We start from the raw sequence: 17,544 nt of genomic DNA, 5'->3' as shown, positions 1-17,544 counted from the left end.
AGAGAATCTGGCATTGACGAGGATACGGGCATTACGGGCACGCGTCACGGTGTGCCAGAGCCGTTCGGGCACCGCACCGAGGGCTCCGGCCGGGCGGACCCCGGTCACCCCAGGAAACTCAACCGCACCTTCCGCTCCGGGTTGTCCTTGTTCGTGTCCACGAGGCACACCGACTGCCATGTCCCGAGCTCCAGCCGGCCGCCCAGCACCGGCAGGGTTGCGTGCGGCGGGACGAGGGCCGGCAGGACGTGGTCGCGGCCGTGGCCGGGACTGCCGTGCCGGTGCTGCCAGCGGTCGTCGGCGGGCAGCAGGGTGTGCAGTGCGGCCAGGAGGTCGTCGTCGCTGCCGGCACCGGTCTCGAGAACGGCGATTCCGGCCGTCGCGTGCGGGACGAAGACATTGAGGAGGCCGTCACGCCCGGCCGCCGCCTCCCGCAGGAAGGACTCGCAGTCGCCGGTGATGTCGACGACCCTCTCCGTGGAACCGGTGCGGACGTTCAGAACTCGGGTGGTGAAGACATCTGACATGCCCCCATCCTGACGCACGCGCCCGGTTCCGCCCGGCTGCCCCCGCCCGGGTGGCGGTACCGGCGTCCACAGGACGAGACGCCCGTTGACCGTGCGCAGGCAAGCTGGCTAAGTTCAGCCGCATGTTGCGTTCAGCCCTGCTCACCACGCGCGGTCACATCGACCTGCTGCGGGTGGCATCCGCCGCGTGTCGCCGCGGCTGCTGACGCCCTCCCCCCCTCGCATTCCGGTTCCCTCGCCGTGGTTCCGCCTGCCCGCTGAACTTCCCTGTTCTCGCCTGAACTTCCCGGTTCTCACCTGAACTCCTCCGTTCTCGCCTGAACTCCCTGTTCTCGTCGGTGCGGCGGTGGCGAGGTGCGCCTCACCCTGCCCTCGCTCTTCCCTCGTGGAGCCTTCATGAGCATCAGCCATGCCCCGCCCAGGTCATCAGAACCCGATATTTCGCCTATATCGGCTCCTGACCTGGACCTCCAACCCCTCGTCCCCACCTCTGCCCGCCGCACCCGCGTCCCCCGCTGGCTGCGCCGCACCACCGGCCCGGTCCTGCTGCTGGCGTTGTGGCAACTCCTCAGCAGCACGGGCGCGTTGCAGCCGGACGTGCTCGCCTCGCCCGGCCGTATCGCCCAGGTCGCCGGGGACATGGTGGCCGACGGCTCACTGCCCGCGGCCATGGGCACCTCGCTCCAGCGGGTCGCGGCCGGACTGCTGCTCGGCCTGGCTGTCGGCACCGGACTCGCCCTGCTCTCGGGCCTGTTCCGGATCGGGGAGGACCTGGTCGACGCGCCAGTGCAGATGCTGCGGACCGTGCCGTTCGTAGGGCTCATCCCGCTGTTCATCATCTGGTTCGGCATCGGCGAGGCTCCCAAGGTCGCCATCATCACGCTCGGCGTGACCTTCCCGCTCTACCTCAACGTCTACGCCGGGATCCGCGGCGTGGACGCCCAGTTGATCGAGGCCGGGGAGTCCCTCGGGCTGTCGCGCTGGGGACTCGTACGGCACGTCGTCCTCCCGGGCGCGCTGCCGAACACCATGACCGGTCTGCGCTACTCGCTCGGCATCGCCTGGCTCGCGCTGGTCTTCGCCGAGCAGGTCAACGCCGACTCCGGCATCGGGTTCCTCATGGTGCAGGCGCGGGACTTCCTGCGGACCGACGTGATCGTGGTCTGCCTGGTCGTCTACGCCTTCCTCGGCCTGCTCGCCGACTTCATCGTCCGCTCTCTCGAAAAGGTGCTGCTGCAATGGCGACCGACGTTCACCGGCCGGTGACCCCCCAGGCGGTCCACGTCGAGGGGCTCACGCGGTCCTTCGACGGCCGTGCCGTCATCGACGATCTGCGACTGGACGTCCGGCCGGGCGAGTTCGTGGCCCTGCTCGGGCGCAGCGGCTGCGGCAAGTCGACGCTGCTGCGCATCCTCGCCGGGCTCGACCGCGACATCGAGGGCACCGTCCTGGTGCCGCGCCGCAAGGCCGTCGCCTTCCAGGCACCCCGGCTGATGCCGTGGAAGAAGGTGTGGCGCAACGTCCTGCTCGGCCTGCCCGGCAAGCCCGAACGGGCCGTCGCCGAGCAGGCCCTCGACGAGGTCGGCCTCGGCCACCGCTCGGCCGCCTGGCCCAAGACGCTCTCCGGCGGCGAAGCCCAACGTGCCTCGCTCGCACGGGCGTTGGTGCGCGAGCCCGATCTGCTGCTGCTCGACGAGCCGTTCGGCGCGCTCGACGCCCTCACCCGCATCAAGGCCCAGCGGCTCGTGGGCGAGTTGTGGCAGCGCCGGGGCTGCGCGGTGCTCCTCGTCACCCACGACGTGGAGGAGGCCGTACTGCTCGCCGACCGCGTCCTGGTGATGGACGGCGGCGTCATCGCCCACGAGCAGCGCATCGACCTCGACCGTCCCCGCGACATCACCGACCCGCGCTTCGCCGCACTGCGCGCCACTCTCCTCGAACGCCTGGGCGTCGAGGCGACGGCCGCCGAAGCCGCCTGAACTTCTTCACGCACGACCCACACGAACGGAACCGCCATGCGACGACGCCTCGCCCCCGCCGCCCTGCTCCTCCCCCTCGCCCTGCTGCTCACCGCCTGCGGCGGGAACTCGGCCGCCGGCACGTCGGACGGCGGCACCGACGGCCACGGCCCCGTCACGATCAACGTCGGTGACCAGAAGGGAGGTTCGGAGGCCATCCTGCGCGCGGCGGGGGAACTGAAGAACCTCGACTACAAGATCAAGTGGTCGACGTTCACCTCCGGCCCGCCCCTGCTGGAAGCCGTGAACGCCAAGGCCGTGGACATCGGCGGCGTCGGCAACACTCCGCCGGTGTTCGCGGCCGGGGCGGGTTCGAAGATCAAGGTCGTGGCCGCGTGGCACGGCACGTCCAAGGGCGACGCCGTCCTCGTGCCGGACGACTCGCCCCTGAAGAACCCCGCGCAGCTCAAGGGCAGGTCGATCGCCGTCGCCCAGGGATCCTCCGCTCACTTCCAGCTGGTCGCGTCCCTGAAGAAGGCCGGGCTGAAGCCGAGTGACGTCAAGGTCAAGTATCTCCAGCCGGCCGACGCGCTCGCCGCGTTCACCGCCGGCAAGGTCGACGCGTGGGCGGTGTGGGACCCGTACACCTCGCAGGTGCTGAAGGCCGGGCAGGGACGGGTCCTGACCGACGGCGACGGTGTGACCAACGGGCTCACCTTCCAGGTCGCGGCACCGGATGCGCTGAAGGACAAGAAGAAGGCCGCCGCCGTCAAGGACTACCTGGAGCGGCTGCGGCGCGCCTACACGTGGGTGTACGACCACGAGGAGGAGTGGGCGAAGGTCTGGGCGAAGGACACCGGGCTCCCCGAGGACGTGGCACTGGCGGCGGTGAAGCGCACCTACACCACCCGGGTCGAGGTCGCCGTCGACAAGCCGCTGATCGCCTCCGAGCAGGAGATCGCCGACACGTTCACGGCGTTGAAGCTCATCCCGCGCAAGGTCGACTTCGCCGACTTCACCGACACCCGGTTCAACGGCGACCTGCCTCCGTCGACGACCGCGCCCCGGCCCTCGGAGGGCTAGGGACGTCCGGTGATCGGCGGGGAAGATCGACGCCCCCGGCGCTGTTAGTAGAAGCGTGAACAACACACGCGAGGTCGAGGTAGTCGTCATAGGCGCTGGTCAGGCCGGTCTGGCCGGCGCCTATCACCTGCGGCGAGCCGGTTTCGAGCCGGACCGCGACTTCGTCGTGCTGGACCACTCCCCCGGTCCCGGCGGTGCCTGGCAGTTCCGCTGGCCGTCGCTGACGTACGGCAAGGTGCACGGGATGCACGCGCTGCCGGGGATGGAGCTCACGGACGCGGATCCGGCGCGGCCGTCCGCCGAGGTGATCAGCGACTACTTCGACCGGTACGAGCGGACCTTCGACCTGCGGGTGCGGCGCCCCGTCGACGTGCGGGCCGTACGCGAGGGAGTCCTTGGGGGAGGGCGGCTGCTGGTGGAGACCTCGCAGGGCGTGTGGTCGACGCGGGCGCTGATCAACGCGACCGGCACCTGGGACCGGCCGTTCTGGCCGCGCTATCCGGGCCAGGAGACCTTCCGGGGGCGGCAGTTGCACACCGCGCAGTACCGCGGACCGGAGGAGTTCGCCGGGCAGCGGGTCGTCGTGGTGGGCGGTGGCGCCTCGGGCACGCAGCATCTGCTGGAGATCGCCCCGTACGCGGCGTCCACCACCTGGGTGACCCGGCGCCCGCCCGTCTTCCGCGAGGGCCCCTTCGACGAGAACGCGGGCCGGGCGGCCGTCGCGCTCGTCGAGGAACGGGTTCGGCAGGGCCTGCCGCCCAGGAGTGTCGTCTCGGTCACCGGGCTGCCGCTCAACGACGCGATCCGGCAGGGCATCGAGGACGGGGTGCTCGACCGGCAGCCGATGTTCGACCGCATCACGCCGACGGGGGTGGACTGGCAGGACCGCCGGCACGTCGACGCCGACGTCATCCTCTGGGCCACCGGCTTCCGCGCCGCCATCGACCACCTCACCCCGCTGCGCCTGCGCGAGCCGGGCGGCGGCATCCGCCTGGAGGGCACCCGCGCGGCCGCCGACCCGCGTGTCCACCTCGTCGGCTACGGCCCGTCTGCCAGCACCATCGGCGCCAACCGCGCCGGCCGCGCGGCCGTCCGCGACATCAGGCGACTGCTGGCGCAGGAGCCGGTCGCCGCGTGACGCCCTGGCGGGTCATCCGGCCGCCCGCGCGGCGCCCTTCTTCTGGTGCGCGTTGAACTCCGCGACATTCCGCTGGTGTTCCGCGTAGTCCGCGGTGAAGCGGGTGTCGCCCGGGCGCACCGTGACGAAGTACAGCCAGTCACCCGGGGGTGGGTTGATGGCCGCGCGCATGGCCTCCTCGCCGGGGTTGTCGATGGGGGTGGGGGGCAGGCCCATGCGCTGGTACGAGTTGTAGGGGCTGTCGATCCGGGTGTCGTTCGCCGTGGTGCGGAGAGTGAAGCGGCCGAGCGCGTAGTTGATGGTGGAGTCCATCTGGAGCGGCATGCCGCGTTCGAGGCGGTTGAAGACGACGCGGGCGACCTTGCCCATGTCGGCCTTGGTGGCCGCCTCCGCCTGGACGATGCTGGCGATGGTGACGGCCTGGTAGAGGTTCATGGCGTTGCGCTGCGCCCCCGCGGCGATGGGCGCGCCGTTGTACTTCTCGTTCGCGGTGTCGACCATCTGCGCCAGGAGCTTCTCCGGGGTCGTCGTCTCCTCGAGCGAATAGGCCGCCGGGAAGAGATAGCCCTCCGGGTTGCCCTCGGCGTCGTTCGGCAGTTTGAGGGCGGCCTTCGGCAGGGACTTCTTCGTGCTGCCGGGAGGCAGGGCCAAGGCCTTGTCGACGGCGGCGTAGACCTGGCTCGCGCGCCAGCCCTCAGGGATCACCAGGGTCGAGGGCCGGCCGTGCTCCTCGTGGCCCAGGGTCAGCAGCGGCACCGCCACGGCGGTGCCCACCACGACGGCTCCGGTCGCGACGAGCGCGATACGGCCCCGGCGCGTCAGTCGAATCGTGCTCCGTGGCGGAGTGTTCTTCTGCATGCGGGCACGGTAACCCGCATACCGTCATAAACCTGGCATATTTTCATCTTGTCGGTTCCAGTTGGGCATCTCGGCGTACGAGCGCCGCGTACCGGCCGTGCCGCTCCAGCAGTTCCTCGTGCGTCCCGAGTTCGACCGCGCGTCCCGAGTCGAGGACCACGATCTGGTCGGCGCCCCGGACGGTGGACAGCCGGTGGGCGATGGTGAGCGTGGTGCGGTTCGCCGACAGCGCGTCGATGGCGTCCTGCACGGCCGCCTCGGTCCGCGTGTCCAGCGCGCTGGTGGCCTCGTCGAGGATGAGGACCGGCGGGTCGCGCAGGATCGTGCGGGCGATGGCCAGACGCTGCTTCTCACCGCCGGAGAAGCGGTGGCCGCGCTCGCCCACGACGGTGTCGTAGCCGTCGGGCAGGGACGCGATGTGGTCGTGGATCTGCGCCGCCTTCGCCGCCTGGTACAGCTCCTCGTCGGTGGCGCCGGGCTTGGCGAAGCGCAGGTTGTCGGCGACCGAGGCGTGGAAGAGGTACGTCTCCTGCGAGACGACGCCGACCGCGCGCGCCAGGGTGTCGAAGTCGAGGTCACGGACGTCGACCCCGTCGAGGGTGACGCGGCCGCCCGTCACGTCGTAGAGGCGGGGCACCAGGTAGCCGAGCGTGGACTTGCCGGCGCCGGTCGGGCCGACGATCGCGAGACTGCCGCCGGCCGGGACGGTGAGGTCGATGCCGTCGAGGACCGGGCCGCCCTTGTCGTCGTAGCCGAAGGAGACGTTCTCGAAGCGGACCTCTCCCTTGATCCGGTCGAGGCGGACCGGGTCCGGGCGCTCGGTGATGTCGATCGGCAGGTCGAGGTACTCGAAGATGCGCTGGAAGAGGGCGAGCGAGGTCTGGATCTGCACACCCGTCGACAGCAGGCTCACGGCCGGGCGGAACAGGCCCTGCTGGAGCGAGACGAAGGCGACGATCGTGCCGAGGGAGACCTCCGGGCCGCCCAGTTGGAGGGCCATGCCGGCGGTCCAGTAGATGACGGCGGGCAGGGCGGCCATGACGATCGTGATGACGGCCATGCGCCAGCGGCCGGCCATGTTCGACCGCACTTCCAGGTCGACGAGTTCCTCGGACTCCTCGGCGAAGGACTTCGTCAGCGAGTCGGAGCGGCCCATCGTGCGCCCGAGCAGGATGCCGCTGACGGAGAGCGACTCGGTGACCGTGGCGGCCATGGCGGCCATCTGCTTCTGGCGCTGGGTGGTGATCTTCCGCCGTTCGTTGCCCACCCGGCGGCTGATCCACACGAACACCGGCAGCAACAGCAGCGAGACGACGGTCAGGCGCCAGTCGAGGACCACCATCGCGACGATCGTGGCCACGACGCTGGTGAGGTTGGAGACCAGGGAGGTCGCCGTGGAGGTGACGGTGGCCTGCATGCCGCCGATGTCGTTGGCGATGCGGGACTGCACCTCGCCCGTGCGCGTGCGCGTGAAGAAGGCGAGGGACATGCGCTGGAGGCGGCCGTAGACGGCGGTGCGCAGGTCGTGCATGACGCGCTGGCCGACCGTCGTGGAGATCAGGGTCTGGAGGACGCCGAAGACGCTGGTGAGGACGGCGCTGAGGATCATGCCGAGGGCGAGCAGGCTGAGCAGGCCCGTACGCCCCTGCGGGATCGCGACGTCGAGGATCTCCTTCAGCAGGAACGGCGTGGCGACCGAGACCAGCGACGCGGCGCCGACCAGCAGGCCGACGATCGCGAGGCGGCCTCGGTAGGGGCGGAAGAGCCTGAGGATGCGGCGGACCTGCCGGGGCTGTTCCTTCGCGTCGGCGGGTGCGCTCCAGGGGGCTTCATGGTCGGGATGCATGGGCTCCTTCGAGAGAGCGATACGGGTGGCGATACGGGCGGGGGCGAGGCGGCGGATCGGATCGTAGCTCATTGTTACCTATACTCACAATGAACATCATCCTGATATTGTTCCCGCATGACCTCCCCCGATTCCGACGGCCTGCTCGCCGAGCAGTTGCTGCGGCTGACCCGCCGGGTGCACCGCATCCAGAAGCGCCATCTGGAGCAGCGCGACCTCGGCATCACACCGGCCCAGTCCCGGCTGCTGCGCACCCTCGCGCACTGGGGTTCGCCGCCGCGCATGGCCGATCTGGCCGAGCGTCTGGAAGTGGTGCCGCGGGCCGTGACGACCCTGGTCGACGGGCTGGAGGCGAGCGGCAAGGTGCGGCGGGTCCCGGACCCGGCGAACCGGCGGGTGATCCGCATCGAGCTCACGGACGACGGCCGGGGTGCGCTGCGCGAGCTGCGGGCGGCGCGCAGGTCGGCCGCGGAGGAGATCCTCGCGCCGCTGACGGAGGAACAGCGCGCGGCACTCGGGGGGCTGCTGAACACGCTGATCGACGGGACGCCGGTGGCACGGTGCTGAGGGCCTGGAGCGCGTTGAAGACTGCAGCACGCTGACGACCGGCGCACGAAACGGGCCCCGGTGCCACTCCCTGCGGGGAGCGGCACCCGGGGCCCGTTCGGTGACGGCCGGTTGTGGTCAACCGACCTCGGGAGCGGGTTCCTTTTGCTTCTGGGCGGGGATGCCCGGCGCCGGGTTCACCGCCGCGGGGGCGTCGCCGTCGCCCCCGTCGCCACTGCCGTCCAGCTCGTCATCGGGGTCGGACGTGTCCTCCCCGTCGAGCGTCTTCCTGGCCCGCTCGAGGTCCAGCGCACCCTCCCAGCGGGACACCGCGAACACGGCGACGCAGTTGCCGAGCAGGTTGGTGACGACGCGCATCGAGTCCATGATGCGGTCCACGCCGAGCAGCAGGGCGACGGCTCCGGCCGGGATGGCACCCAGGGACGAGGCCGTCGCGGACAGGGCGAGGAACGCCGAACCAGGGATGCCCGCCATGCCCTTGCTGGTCAGCATCAGCACCAGGACCACGGTGACCTGCTGCCCCAGGCTCAGATCCACGCCCACGGCCTGGGCGATGAACAGCGTGCCGATGGACAGGTAGAGCGAGGCGCCGTCGAGGTTGAAGGAGTAGCCCGTGGGCAGCACCAGGCCCACCGCGTCGTCGCGGGCACCGGCCCGGCGCAGCTTCTGCATCACGCGCGGCATGACCGACTCGGTGGACGCGGTGCCGAGCGCCAGCAGCATCTCCTCGCGGATGTAGCGCAGGAACTTCCACAGGCTCAGCCCGGTCACCATCCGCAGGGCGACGGCGAGCAGTGCGACGAACAGCGCGGCCGCCACGTAGCAGAGCACGATGAGCTTGGCGTACGTCTTCATCACGCCCAGCCCGTAGTTGCCGACCAGGTGGGCCATCGCGCCGAACACCGCGATCGGGGCGAGCCGCATGATGAACCCGACGACCGTGAAGATCACTTCCTGGGCCTGGTCGATCGCGGGCAGGATCTTCGGCACCTTGGTGTGTCCGAGGTGCAGCAGGGCGGCGCCCACCAGGCAGGCCAGGATGAGGACTTGGAGCAGTTCGTTCTCGGCGAAGGCACCGACGAAACTCTCGGGCAGCGCGTTGAGGACGAACTCGGTGGTCGAGGGCAGCTGGCCGCCGCCCGTCGTCTGGTTCACCGCGGCGGCGTCCAGCGAGGAGGGGTCGACGTTCATGCCCTTGCCGGGCCCGACGACGTTGGCGGCGACGAGGCCGATGACCAGGGCCGCCGTGGAGGCGACCTCGAACCAGATCAGGGCCTTGACGCCGATCCGGCCGAACGCCTTCAGGTCTCCGGCCTTGGCGATGCCGACGACGACCACGCAGAACACCAGAGGCGAGATCACCGTCTTGATGAGCCGGGTGAAACCGTCGCCGAGCGGCTGGAGAGCTGTGGCCGTATCCGGCCACAGCTTCCCGACGAGGATTCCGAGGACGAGCGCGCAGAGGACCTGCGCGAAGAGTGAGGTACGCAGGGTGCGTGCGACGCGCCGCGGCAGGGACGGTACGGACGGTGGCACGAGGCCTCCTAGGGGGACGGGAGACACAGAGGCCGGACGGGACTTCTGCGATACGGAAAGCGGCTTCCGTAGCCGTACACTCTGGAGGCTGTCTTGATCGCGCACAAGACCGCAACGTTTCAGCCAAGTAAAAGCGCCCTAAGTGGCGCATGTCACATCAGTCACACAGGCCCCTTCAGCAACGACGACGGTCCCCCGTGAGCACCCCCTGCACGGTGGTCAGCGTGCGGTCGTAGCAGCCGTGCGAGCCGAACAGCCGGTAGCGCTCACTCGTCGTGCCGACCGCGTGCCGCTGGTCCCGGGGCACGTTCGCCGTGTACGTGGCGTCGCCCGTGTAGGAGTCGTCGAGCCGTGACCACGCCGTGCGCCGGCCACCGCGGGTCTCGACGGCTGTGGCGCGGTCGCCGAGGGTCAGCACGGTGCGCAGCCGGTCGCCCGCGCCGAGGGTGGTCGTGCCGTCCATCGTGTAGGTCCGCTCCGTGCGGGTGGAGCGGGCCGGTCCGCGTCCGTCGACGGTCACCGACTCGTCGTCGGACCAGGTGGCCGTGAGGGCGTCGGTCGTCTCACCGTCCGTCCAGCGGTGCCCGGAGGTGTGGGCGAGCGAACGGCCGACGGTGGTCGTGACGCGGCCGTGCGAGGTGTCGACGTATCCGGCGACGGTGAGCCGGTGGGCGCCCTCGGTGTCGACCCGGTGCTCCGAACCGGGTGTGTACGAGGAGGAGTCGGCGAGGTCGCCCGCCCGGTGCACGGTGAGCTTCCCGGGCACGTGGGCGCGCTGCTCGTCCTGCCAGACGAGGACGTTCACGGGGGTGCTCCAGCCGGTCTGCCCCTCGGGCACGCCGACGACCGAGACCTCGACGCGGTGCGGGCGGCCGTCGTTGAGGAGCCCGGCGAAGGGGGTGAGGTCGTAGGTGATCGGCTTGACGTCGAAGGCGCGGGGGCCCGGGATCACGTGCCAGAGGAACGGGTTGGACCAGCCGCCGGTCCACACGGTGGGGAACGGTGCGGCGATGCCCGCGAGCCGGCCGTCCACGCGGATCTGCACCTCGCGGTAGGGGCCTCGGCCCGCCTTGCAGGAGTACGGCGCCGGGTCGGGCACCGTCAGGTACCAGTACTCCTCGCAGCCGCCGCCGGAGCCGGTGGCGTACACCTCGGCGACGACGCGTTCGCTGTTGCGCGGGGTCGTGAGGGTGGTCGCGCCGTCGGTCCCCCGGTCGAGGGTGAGGACCCGGTCGGGGCTGTCCTTCCCGTCGGGGCGGCCCGGGTGGAACGTCAGCGTGACCTTGACGTCGAGGACGCCCGTGTAGGTGTCGTCGACGACGTTCCCGATGAGCATCTCGACGTCCCTACGGCTGCGGAAGGTGTCGCTGTAGCGGGTGACGTCCTTCTCCACCGACCACTCGATACCGTCGGGCGAGGGTTGCGGTGTCGACGTACGGAAGATCTCGACCCCGCCGACGTGCAGATAGCCGAGCCGGTCGTACTGGCGCCCCTTGACCTTGCCGTCGAGCCGTAGCACCACCTTGCTCCAGCGGTCGCCGCAGTCGCGGGGCGGGGTGTACGTGCCCCGGTACGGGGTGAAGTCGCGGAACTGCGCCTGGGCGACGGTGACTTCGCAGGACCTGCCGCCGGGCTTGGTGACGGGCGGGGCGGCCGTGACCGGGTCGTGCCAGTCGGTGCCGAACTCGGCGGGGACGTCGGCCGCACGGGCCGGACCGGTCCCGAGGAGGGTGCTCGCCAGGAGGGTCGCTCCGGCAAGCATGGACATGACGATCCGTCTCTTCATGGGCGGTGTTCTACGGGGAGTCGGCCGCCTGGCGCAATGAGCACCGGCCCGCCGAGCCACCCTGTTCCCACCCCTGTCGGCCGGTTCCGTTCGGCGGGTCGAAAACCGTTTGCCTCCGACCACGTGGCGAGGCGAACCTGTCACGGTTTGCTGCCCTCGGCCGAACCCTCATCCCCCCATTCCCCCCATCGCGCATTCCCCATTCCCCCATCCCTCTTTCCCCTGACACGAGCCACTGGGACGTCATGCAGATTCAAGACCTTCCGTACCCCGACCCGGGCGTGCCGGACGCGCGTTCGGGTCCCCGATTCCTGTGGTGGCTCTTCCGCAAACAACTGGACGGGCAGCTCAAGTCGCTGGCCTGGGGTCTGCTGCACTTCGCGTCCGTCGCCGCGCTGCCGTTCTGCGTCGGAGTCGCCGTACAGGCCGTCGTCGACCGCTCCGGCACGCAACTCGCCCTGGCGGGCGGCCTGCTGGCGCTGGCCTGCGTCGGCAACGCCGTCGGCGACACCTTCCTGCACCGCACCGCCGTCACCAACTGGATCACTGCGGCCGCCCGCGTCCAGCAGCTGCTCGCCCGCAAGGCCGCCCAGTTGGGCTCGGCGCTGACCCGGCGCGTCGCGGCCGGTGAGGTCGTGGCCGTCTCCACGGGTGACGTCGAGAAGATCGGCTGGTTCGTGGAGGCCTGGTCGCGGTTCACCGCGGCGCTGGTCACCATCGTGCTGGTCTGCGCCGCGCTGCTCGTCTACCAGCCCGCGCTCGGCGTGGTGGTCGCCGTGGGTCTGCCCGTGCTGGCGCTCGCCGTGCTGCCTCTGCTGCCCCGCGCCACCCGGCGTGCCGACGTGCAGCGCGAGAAGGCCGGACGCGCCACCGAACTCGCCTCGGACACCGTCGCCGGTCTGCGGGTGCTGCGCGGCATCGGCGGTGAGGAACTGTTCCTCGACCGCTACCGCCGCGCCTCCCAGGAGGTCCGGCACGCGGCGGTGCGCAGCGCCCGGATGTGGTCCCTGATCTCCGCGATCCAGGTCCTGCTGCCGGGACTGCTGCTCATCGCCGTCGTCTGGTACGGCGTGCACCTGGCGCGCCAGGGCCGGATCACCGTCGGCGAACTGGTCACCGTCTACAGCTCGGTGATGGTCCTCACCTATCCGCTGCGGCACTTCGAGGAGATCGCCATGGCGTACTCCTTCTCCCGGCCGTCCGCCAAACGGGCCGCGGGCGTGCTGTCGCTGGAGCGGGCCACGGACACCGCCGGGTCCCGCGGGGCCGACCTGCCGTCCGGAGACCTGTACGACCCGGCCACCGGGCTGCTCGCGAACGCCGGCCTGTTCACCGCCGTGGTGTGCGGCGACCCGGACGCGGCCGGCCGGCTGGCGGAACGGCTGGGCGGGCACCCGCCGCAGGCGGGCACCTCGGCGCTGCTGGGCGGCGTGCCGCTCGACGAACTCCCGCTGGACAGTGCACGTACGGCCGTCCTCGTCCAGGACAAGGACCCGGTGCTGCTTTCCGGCTCGCTGCGCGAACTGCTCGACGTACCCGCCTCGGGCAACGTCGAACCGCGGGCGGCGCTGGCCGCCGCGCAGTGCGACGACGTGCTGGCGGCGCTGGTGCAGGGCTCGGTGGACGCCGCCGACCCCATGGACGCGCGGATCACCGAACGCGGCCGGTCCCTGTCCGGCGGCCAGCGCCAGCGGCTCGCGCTCGCCCGGTCGCTGCTCACGGACCCGGAGGTGCTCGTCCTGGACGAGCCGACCTCGGCCGTCGACTCGCACACCGAGGCGCGGATCGCCCAGGGCGTGCGGGGGCTGCGCGCCGGGCGCACGACCGTGGTGTTCACCTCCTCGCCGCTGCTGCTGGACCGCGCCGACCGGGTGGTGTTCCTGCACGACGGCGAGGTCGCGGCGACCGGCACGCACCGCGAGCTGCTGCACACCGAGCCCCGCTACCGGGCGGTCGTCACCCGCGAGACGGACGACGAGGTCGCCCTTCTCCAAGAACACGACTCGCCTCAAGAACACGAATCGCTTCAAGAACACGACTCGCTTCAGGAACACGACGTCCTGCACGAACTGGAAGAGATCGAGGAGAAGGCATGATCGGCGTGGCGCCACCGGCGTACGACCCGGCCGCCCCGACGACGGCGAACACCCTGCCGGTCGGCGCCCCCACGACCGTCCGCGCCTACGTGGCCGAACTGCTGCGCCGGCACCGCCGGGCGTTCCTGTTGCTCGTCGTCGTCAACACGGTCGCCGTCATCGCCTCGATGGCCGGTCCGTGGCTGCTGGGCGGAGTCGTGGAGCGGGTCTCCGACGGGGCGCGGGACCTTCGGCTGGAACTCACCGCGGGGCTGTTCGTGGCGGCGCTGGCCGTCCAGGCCCTGTTCGTCCGCCAGGTGCGGCTGCGCGGGGCGATGCTCGGCGAGCGGATGCTGGCCGACCTGCGCGAGGACTTCCTCGTACGGTCGGTCGGGCTGCCGCCCGGCGTGCTGGAGCGGGCCGGGACCGGCGATCTGCTGTCGCGGATCACCACGGACATCGACCGGCTGGCCAACGCCATGCGCGAGGCCGTGCCGCAGCTGTCGATCGGCGTGGTGTGGGTGGTGCTGCTGATGGGCGGGCTGGTCGTCACGGCGCCGCCGCTGGCGCTCGCCGTGCTGCTCGCCCTGCCGCTGCTGATCGTCGGCTGCCGCTGGTACTTCCGGCGGGCACCGGCCGCCTACCGCTCGGAGGCCGCCGGGTACGCCGCCGTGGCCGCCGCGCTCGCCGAGACCGTGGACGCCGGCCGCACCGTCGAGGCGCACCGCCTCGGCGACCGGCGCGTCGCGCTGTCGGAGCGCCGGATCAAGGAATGGACGGCCTGGGAGCGCTACACCATGTGGCTGCGGTCGGTCCTCTTCCCGGTCATCAACGTCACCCACGTGACGGTGCTCGCCTCGGTCCTTCTGGTCGGCGGCGTGTTCGCCCTGCACGGCTGGATCGACGTCGGCCAGCTCACCACGGGTGCGCTGATCGCCCAGATGCTCGTCGACCCGGTGGGCATGATCCTGCGCTGGTACGACGAGCTCCAGGTGGCCCAGGTGTCGCTGGCCCGGCTCGTCGGGGTCCGGGACATCGAGCCGGACGCGGGCGACCCCTCCGTGTCCCCCGACGGACGCCATGTGCACGCCGACCGGGTGCACTTCGGCTATCTGGAGGGCGTCGACGTCCTGCGCAAGGTGTCCCTGGAGGTCTCCCCCGGCACCCGGCTGGCCCTGGTCGGCCCGTCGGGTGCGGGCAAGTCGACGCTGGGCCGGCTGCTCGCCGGGATCTACGCGCCCCGGGACGGCCGGATCACCCTGGGCAGCGCCGAGCTGTCCCGGATGCCGGCGGAAAGCGTCCGCGCCCATGTCGCCCTCGTCAACCAGGAGCACCACGTCTTCGTGGGCTCCCTGCGCGACAACCTCCGGCTCGCCCGGACCGGCGCCGACGACGCCGAGCTGTGGGCGGCGCTGGGCGCGGTCGACGCGGACGGCTGGGCCCGGGCGCTCGACGACGGCCTGGACACCGAGGTCGGCTCGGGCGGCCTGACGCTCACCCCCGCCCAGGCCCAGCAGATCGCCCTGGCCCGCCTGGTGCTGGCGGACCCGCACACCCTGGTCCTGGACGAGGCGACGTCCCTGCTCGACCCACGCGCCGCCCGCCACCTGGAACGGTCCCTGGCCAAGGTCCTCGACGGCCGCACGGTCGTCGCCATCGCCCACCGCCTGCACACCGCCCACGACGCGGACGTCATCGCCGTCGTCGAGAACGGCCGCATCAGCGAACTGGGCAGCCACGAGGAACTGGTGGCGGCGGACGGGGCGTATGCGGCGCTGTGGAGATCATGGCACGGGTGACGAGCGGCTGAGGAGGGGGCATGAGCCGCACCGTCTCGGCGTACCGGGCGGGGGCGGGACTGGCCGGGCCGGGGCGGGACTGGCCGGGGCGGGACTGGCCGGGCCGGGGCAGGGCTGGCCAGGGCGGACCGGGCGGGGGCTGGCCGGGGCGGCAGGGAGCGGCGTCCCGAACGACCGGCTCTCCGGGGCCTCCCTCCGGCGCGACCCGGGGCTTGGTCGGGCCCGGACCCTGGTCGGCGGGGGGCCAGATTCGAAGCGGGGCCAGTCTCTCGGCGCGGGGCCAGATACGCCCGGTCCAAGCCCGGCGCGGCACCCGGCTCGGCTCGGCTCGGCCCAGGGCCCGGGCGGCCCGTGTCCCGGACCAACGCGGGCCTCGGGCCGGCGCGGGCCGCAGTCCACCGCAGGCGCGCAGGCCGACGCGGGACCCGGAGCAGCGGTCCCGTGCCGGCGGGGCCCCGGGGCAGCGGTCCCGGGCCGGTACGGACCCCGGGGTTGGTGCGGGCCCGGGCCGGGGTGCGAGCCCACCCGGTCAGCGCGCCCCCGGGTCGACCCCACCCCCTGCTCGGTGACCGCCGGAGGCGTTCCGTGGCGTTGCGCGGTTGCGAGGCGGGGTGGAAGGCTGGAATCAGGCACCGGCTCGGGGAAACGCCCGGGAACCGCGGCAGCGGTTCGGCGGCGGGCGGCGTCAGTGCTCCAATGGCGGCGGCCCGGCGCGGGCCCGGGTGTGAACGGGCCCGCCCCACCCCCTGGAGGTACCCGTGAAGAGCTCCGACGGCTGGGGAGACGACGTCTACCAGCCGGAACCATCCGAGCAGAGAGAGGACACGGGGCTGCTCGACGCCGAGGACACCCTGGAGTACGACGGCGTCGACGATCCCCTCGACCGGGGCTGGTCCCCTCCCGAGCGGCCCTGGGCCGTGGAGCACGACGGCGTCACGGCGGCGGAGCGGCGGCGGGGCGAGACGCTGGACCAGCGGCTCGCCGAGGAGCTGCCGGAGCCCGTCGCCCCGGACGGTGACGGCCTCGGGGACTGCCAGGGCACCGACGGGGAACTCCTGGACAACGAGGTTGGCGCCGCCCGCTCCGGCCGGCTCGTCGCCCCCGACGAGGGCGCGCACGAGGACGAGGAGAGCGCACTGGTCGCCATGGACGTGGGCATCGACGGCGCCGCGGCGTCGGCCGAGGAGGCAGCCGTGCACATCGTCGACGAGGACACCCTGCCCGGCTGACAGCAGCACCGACCCGAGCCGCACGAGGAGCATCCATGCAGCAGGACAAGCACCCCGACTACCACCCCGTCGTCTTCCGCGACCGGGCCGCCGGTTACGCGTTCCTGACCCGGTCCACCGCGACGAGCGACCAGACCATCGAGTGGGACGACGGCGAGACCTACCCGGTCGTGGACGTGGAGATCTCCTCGGAGAGCCACCCCTTCTACACGGGCAAGGCCCGCACGGTGGACTCGGAGGGCCGCGTCGCCGCGTTCGAGCGCCGTTACGGCGGCAGCTGAGCCCCGTTCTCCGGTCCCGGCCGGCGCTCAGATGACGTTGAGCGCCGCCGCGCAGCCCACCCCGCCGAGCAGCATGAACACCGGCATCAGCACCCTGAGCTCGACCCAGCTGCCCGCCCGGAACCGCAAGGCCTTCGGTGGCCCGACCGGGTACCAGCGCTTGCGCCCCACCGGTATGGGCCACAGGACCGGGCAGCCCGAGACGGTGAGCGCGTCCCCGAGGTCGTGCACCAGCGCCCCCAGGACGACCGGCAGCCCCAGCCAGAGGTACTCCTGACCCGGCGCCGTGAACAGCCAGTCCCCGCCGTTGCCCGGTTTGTCCAGGACGCCCGCGAGGATCCACGCGGTGGCCGCGGCCAGCAGCCACACCAGGACGTCGCTGCTGGAGCCGCGCGCCGCCCGCCACAGCAGGCCCTCGATGGCCAGCACCAGGTGCACGAAGAGGATCGCCAGCACCCCCCAGCGGTCGCTGGTGATCGCCACGGCCGAGGTGCCCGCACCGATCAGGACCGCCCACAGCCAGGTGTGCGTGAGCGTCCGGTGCCCACCGGAGCGACGCGGGTCGCCCTGCTTCTTGGTGGCCTTGTAGACGGCGTACGACAACTTGTCGACGATCTCGCACAGCCAGCGCGACAGCGGTCCGAAGGACCGGGAGATGGTGGCCGCCTTGTGGTCGAGGTCCGGGGCGAGCGCGGCACCGGCGCAGATCAGGGCGCCGACGAGGAGGACCGGCCAGGGCATCGGGTGCCCGGCCGCGGCGGCCGCCGCACCTACGCCGAGCCAGGCGGCGGCGCCCGACAGTGAGTGTGCTGGTCCCATCATCGGCGTGGCCCGCCCCATTCCTCGTGTACCGCTGTCCAG

At 71.8% G+C, this 17,544-nt stretch carries 16 protein-coding genes; 10 read left to right on the top strand and 6 right to left on the bottom strand.

The features are described 5' to 3' along the window. Window positions 1-104 precede the first annotated feature (104 nt). On the bottom strand, window positions 105-527 hold the full coding sequence (locus tag ACH4G3_RS19805; protein WP_037671216.1) for a secondary thiamine-phosphate synthase enzyme YjbQ: 423 nt from the start codon (window positions 525-527) through the stop codon (window positions 105-107). Window positions 528-649: 122 nt separating this feature from the next. Between ACH4G3_RS19805 and ACH4G3_RS19800 the strand changes: the two genes are divergently transcribed. The 5 genes from ACH4G3_RS19800 to ACH4G3_RS19780 all read left to right on the top strand — a co-directional run bounded on the left by ACH4G3_RS19800 (window position 650) and on the right by ACH4G3_RS19780 (window position 4,706). Continuing rightward, window positions 650-733 carry a putative leader peptide gene (locus tag ACH4G3_RS19800; RefSeq protein ID WP_349817350.1) on the top strand — a complete coding sequence of 28 codons (84 nt, stop codon included), beginning with the start codon at window positions 650-652 and terminating at the stop codon, window positions 731-733. Window positions 734-923: 190 nt separating this feature from the next. Further along, a complete protein-coding gene (locus tag ACH4G3_RS19795) occupies window positions 924-1,793 on the top strand; it encodes an ABC transporter permease (protein WP_397625706.1) in 870 nt (289 codons plus the stop codon). Beyond that, complete coding sequence (locus ACH4G3_RS19790; protein WP_397625705.1) at window positions 1,766-2,506, top strand: ABC transporter ATP-binding protein; 741 nt, start codon at window positions 1,766-1,768, stop codon at window positions 2,504-2,506. The genes ACH4G3_RS19795 and ACH4G3_RS19790 overlap by 28 nt, the downstream gene beginning before the upstream one ends. 36 nt (window positions 2,507-2,542) lie before the next feature. Then, window positions 2,543-3,568, top strand: a complete 1,026-nt coding sequence (locus tag ACH4G3_RS19785; protein WP_397625704.1) for an ABC transporter substrate-binding protein — start codon at window positions 2,543-2,545, stop codon at window positions 3,566-3,568. A 55-nt stretch (window positions 3,569-3,623) separates the two neighbouring features. Beyond that, complete coding sequence (locus ACH4G3_RS19780) at window positions 3,624-4,706, top strand: NAD(P)-binding domain-containing protein (protein ID WP_397625703.1); 1,083 nt, start codon at window positions 3,624-3,626, stop codon at window positions 4,704-4,706. Between the two features lie 12 nt (window positions 4,707-4,718). On the opposite strand, the gene mltG is transcribed toward ACH4G3_RS19780, so the two are convergent. After that, on the bottom strand, window positions 4,719-5,564 hold the full coding sequence (gene mltG, locus ACH4G3_RS19775; protein ID WP_397625702.1) for an endolytic transglycosylase MltG: 846 nt from the start codon (window positions 5,562-5,564) through the stop codon (window positions 4,719-4,721). A gap of 43 nt (window positions 5,565-5,607) precedes the next feature. Further along, entirely contained in the window at window positions 5,608-7,410 is a 1,803-nt protein-coding gene (locus ACH4G3_RS19770; protein ID WP_397626167.1) for an ABC transporter ATP-binding protein, read from the bottom strand. A 117-nt stretch (window positions 7,411-7,527) separates the two neighbouring features. On the opposite strand from ACH4G3_RS19770, the gene ACH4G3_RS19765 reads away from it, so the two are divergent. Then, window positions 7,528-7,977 (top strand): MarR family winged helix-turn-helix transcriptional regulator, encoded by a 450-nt coding sequence (locus ACH4G3_RS19765; protein ID WP_397625701.1) that lies wholly within the window; start codon window positions 7,528-7,530, stop codon window positions 7,975-7,977. Window positions 7,978-8,094: 117 nt separating this feature from the next. Here ACH4G3_RS19765 and ACH4G3_RS19760 read toward each other — a convergent pair whose 3' ends face one another. Together ACH4G3_RS19760 and ACH4G3_RS19755 are read right to left on the bottom strand one after the other, a co-directional pair. Next, complete coding sequence (locus tag ACH4G3_RS19760) at window positions 8,095-9,513, bottom strand: cation:dicarboxylate symporter family transporter (protein WP_397625700.1); 1,419 nt, start codon at window positions 9,511-9,513, stop codon at window positions 8,095-8,097. Between the two features lie 175 nt (window positions 9,514-9,688). After that, window positions 9,689-11,299 carry a peptide-N4-asparagine amidase gene (locus ACH4G3_RS19755; RefSeq protein ID WP_397625699.1) on the bottom strand — a complete coding sequence of 537 codons (1,611 nt, stop codon included), beginning with the start codon at window positions 11,297-11,299 and terminating at the stop codon, window positions 9,689-9,691. A 245-nt stretch (window positions 11,300-11,544) separates the two neighbouring features. On the opposite strand from ACH4G3_RS19755, the gene ACH4G3_RS19750 reads away from it, so the two are divergent. The 4 genes from ACH4G3_RS19750 to ACH4G3_RS19735 all read left to right on the top strand — a co-directional run bounded on the left by ACH4G3_RS19750 (window position 11,545) and on the right by ACH4G3_RS19735 (window position 16,683). Then, entirely contained in the window at window positions 11,545-13,395 is a 1,851-nt protein-coding gene (locus tag ACH4G3_RS19750; protein ID WP_397625698.1) for an ABC transporter ATP-binding protein, read from the top strand. Continuing rightward, entirely contained in the window at window positions 13,392-15,173 is a 1,782-nt protein-coding gene (locus tag ACH4G3_RS19745; protein WP_397625697.1) for an ABC transporter ATP-binding protein, read from the top strand. The genes ACH4G3_RS19750 and ACH4G3_RS19745 overlap by 4 nt, the downstream gene beginning before the upstream one ends. A gap of 758 nt (window positions 15,174-15,931) precedes the next feature. Further along, entirely contained in the window at window positions 15,932-16,402 is a 471-nt protein-coding gene (locus ACH4G3_RS19740) for a DUF5709 domain-containing protein (protein ID WP_397625696.1), read from the top strand. Window positions 16,403-16,437: 35 nt separating this feature from the next. Further along, window positions 16,438-16,683 (top strand): type B 50S ribosomal protein L31, encoded by a 246-nt coding sequence (locus ACH4G3_RS19735; protein ID WP_397625695.1) that lies wholly within the window; start codon window positions 16,438-16,440, stop codon window positions 16,681-16,683. Window positions 16,684-16,710: 27 nt separating this feature from the next. Here ACH4G3_RS19735 and ACH4G3_RS19730 read toward each other — a convergent pair whose 3' ends face one another. Beyond that, on the bottom strand, window positions 16,711-17,505 hold the full coding sequence (locus tag ACH4G3_RS19730; protein WP_397625694.1) for a metal-dependent hydrolase: 795 nt from the start codon (window positions 17,503-17,505) through the stop codon (window positions 16,711-16,713). Between the last annotated feature and the right edge of the window lie 39 nt (window positions 17,506-17,544).

Source organism: Streptomyces afghaniensis (assembly GCF_044327915.1).
GTDB lineage: Bacteria > Actinomycetota > Actinomycetes > Streptomycetales > Streptomycetaceae > Streptomyces > Streptomyces afghaniensis.
The sequence above is the reverse complement of the archived record's forward strand: the minus strand, read 5'-3'. Positions and strand labels throughout refer to the sequence as shown.

What these genes read in the sequence shown, in the direction of transcription:
- ACH4G3_RS19755 (WP_397625699.1), bottom strand. Translation starts at nt 11,299, where the DNA reads ATGAAGAGACGGATCGTCATGTCCATGCTTGCCGGAGCGACCCTCCTG.
- ACH4G3_RS19770 (WP_397626167.1), bottom strand. Translation starts at nt 7,410, where the DNA reads ATGCATCCCGACCATGAAGCCCCCTGGAGCGCACCCGCCGACGCGAAG.
- ACH4G3_RS19800 (WP_349817350.1), top strand. Translation starts at nt 650, where the DNA reads ATGTTGCGTTCAGCCCTGCTCACCACGCGCGGTCACATCGACCTGCTG.
- ACH4G3_RS19745 (WP_397625697.1), top strand. Translation starts at nt 13,392, where the DNA reads ATGATCGGCGTGGCGCCACCGGCGTACGACCCGGCCGCCCCGACGACG.
- ACH4G3_RS19735 (WP_397625695.1), top strand. Translation starts at nt 16,438, where the DNA reads ATGCAGCAGGACAAGCACCCCGACTACCACCCCGTCGTCTTCCGCGAC.
- ACH4G3_RS19790 (WP_397625705.1), top strand. Translation starts at nt 1,766, where the DNA reads ATGGCGACCGACGTTCACCGGCCGGTGACCCCCCAGGCGGTCCACGTC.
- ACH4G3_RS19730 (WP_397625694.1), bottom strand. Translation starts at nt 17,505, where the DNA reads ATGATGGGACCAGCACACTCACTGTCGGGCGCCGCCGCCTGGCTCGGC.
- ACH4G3_RS19795 (WP_397625706.1), top strand. Translation starts at nt 924, where the DNA reads ATGAGCATCAGCCATGCCCCGCCCAGGTCATCAGAACCCGATATTTCG.
- ACH4G3_RS19785 (WP_397625704.1), top strand. Translation starts at nt 2,543, where the DNA reads ATGCGACGACGCCTCGCCCCCGCCGCCCTGCTCCTCCCCCTCGCCCTG.
- ACH4G3_RS19805 (WP_037671216.1), bottom strand. Translation starts at nt 527, where the DNA reads ATGTCAGATGTCTTCACCACCCGAGTTCTGAACGTCCGCACCGGTTCC.
- ACH4G3_RS19750 (WP_397625698.1), top strand. Translation starts at nt 11,545, where the DNA reads ATGCAGATTCAAGACCTTCCGTACCCCGACCCGGGCGTGCCGGACGCG.
- mltG (WP_397625702.1), bottom strand. Translation starts at nt 5,564, where the DNA reads ATGCAGAAGAACACTCCGCCACGGAGCACGATTCGACTGACGCGCCGG.
- ACH4G3_RS19765 (WP_397625701.1), top strand. Translation starts at nt 7,528, where the DNA reads ATGACCTCCCCCGATTCCGACGGCCTGCTCGCCGAGCAGTTGCTGCGG.